Here is a 1,800-nt window from a genome sequence, read left to right on the forward strand (position 1 = left end):
AAATGACGCAAGCAATGTACGGGAGGTCGCCGCGCACTACACAGCTCCAGCACTAAACGGAGCGTGCATTCCAACACGAACCAGCGATTTATTGCGACCACAGATTTCCTGAACATCCTCGTTGATCTTGTATTAATGATGAACGTTTCTCGCGAACTTCTGAGGCGCTACAGGCATCGCGCGCCAGGCGCGGTCAGCTCGCAATTGCTTGGCTGAAGCGCGCAATAGTTTACCTCGTTTGTCATTTTGAAGGCAAACCGGGCAAACTGGCACAACGCAAGTCCAGCCTCTCGACATACCTTTAGCCGTCGCATGTCGTCGCCGCGATCTTGGTTCGGCATAATGCTTGCTTTGTCATAGCCAGCATCACCGTCCCATCCCAAGCACCCGGTGATGTAGGGCGGGCCCAAGGCTTTGGGTTTATCGCGGAGGGTCCGCCCGCTCGGTGGGTCGCGCCTCGAAATGTCATGTTCATAGCTGCCGCGGTGAGTCCCGAATCAACGAGTCTCGTGGAGACAACGGAAGTGTCTACAACGGAGCACTCCGTGCGCGAGAGGAGGACGACAGCGGAGCGCATATTTGCACTCACTCCCAGTTTTCAACGGGACTCCCATATCTTCTGAAGACGCACCAGGAGGGTCGACAACTCACATGTGCGACAGACGAAATACGTCAGCCGACGGCTACGGCGAAGGATCTGACATCCTAATGGTAGTCGAGGCGGCAGCTCAGTATCTTTGTGCAAGATCGATTCTCAAAGAGGCATTCACTGACCAAGCCGACCTAGAGGATGATGACAAATTGGACGAGTTGTTTCACAGACCTCGCATCGCGCGGTATTTCCTGCTCCTTCGTGGGCAACGCCCAATGGGGGCTGGTTTGATTCGACTAAACCCGATGGTGCCACAGTCGATATACGTTCCATACATTGCAATCCGCGCAACCGACCGCGGAAGACTGTCTACCCGGAGAATGAAGCAACTATTCGCCGAATTCACGCGGAGGATCGGCGTCCGCAGACTTCTGATCGAGGCAGAGAACCCGCGTTGTATGCTACTCGATGGTTCTTATCGAAGAGAGCGCGTGCAACGTTCGGCTATGAGAATATATCTGCTGCAACGCGTCTTGGGCACGAGCTTTATCGGTGATCCGGACCCGGCGGCCGCATATACAAGGCCTGCTTCAGATGATGCCCAGAAGGTGAAAGCCTCCCTTCTCTTGGGCTTTGTGCCTATCGAGCCAGAACCGGCAAGCTTCTTTAATCCCGAGCGCACGGCGATAACGATCGCGCGCTATCGGCAGCTTTATCTCGAACTGATGCAACTTGATTACGGCACCGAAACTCTTGTACCCACGCTAAGTCAGCTAGTAGCCAGATATCCTGCAATTCGCGATTTCATGACTCGAACGAATGCTTATCGCGAGGGACGCCGTTGGGCGTCGCTTTATCCCTCCTGATTACCCAACTAATGATGCGGCAAAGATTAAGCGGCGTGGGTCCGACGCCTTTCATGGCAATATGACTCCGTGACCTACCACCAAATCCACGATGTATGATGCACAAACAAGCAAGCAGCGTGAGGCGAAAGATGTAGCGTCCTGTCGCTTCAAATGCGTACCGACCTGCTCTGTCTTCTTGACTGACGGCGATTGATCAAATCGGTCTCACTTCGCTCGAAAGCCCGCCCAGAGTTTGTTCGGTATTTACACGGAGCTATGGCTGAGAGCTGGCTCCGGAAATCTGGACCGGGCGATAAGTGGAGTTTCTGCCTGACGGCGGGCAAGATTGTCCCGCGAATC

At 54.3% G+C, this 1,800-nt stretch carries 1 protein-coding gene; it reads left to right on the forward strand.

The window, feature by feature from the left end:
* Positions 1-972 precede the first annotated feature (972 nt).
* Positions 973-1,458, forward strand: coding sequence for a hypothetical protein (locus tag QJT82_RS45300; protein WP_125459442.1), 486 nt, complete (start codon positions 973-975; stop codon positions 1,456-1,458).
* The last annotated feature ends 342 nt before the right edge of the window (positions 1,459-1,800 follow it).

Source organism: Bradyrhizobium sp. Mp19 (genome assembly GCF_029952935.1).
GTDB classification, from domain to species: Bacteria; Pseudomonadota; Alphaproteobacteria; order Rhizobiales; family Xanthobacteraceae; genus Bradyrhizobium; species Bradyrhizobium elkanii.

Excerpts from the sequence above, each read along its gene's own strand:
- QJT82_RS45300 (WP_125459442.1), top strand. The coding sequence starts at position 973 with ATGAAGCAACTATTCGCCGAATTCACGCGGAGGATCGGCGTCCGCAGA.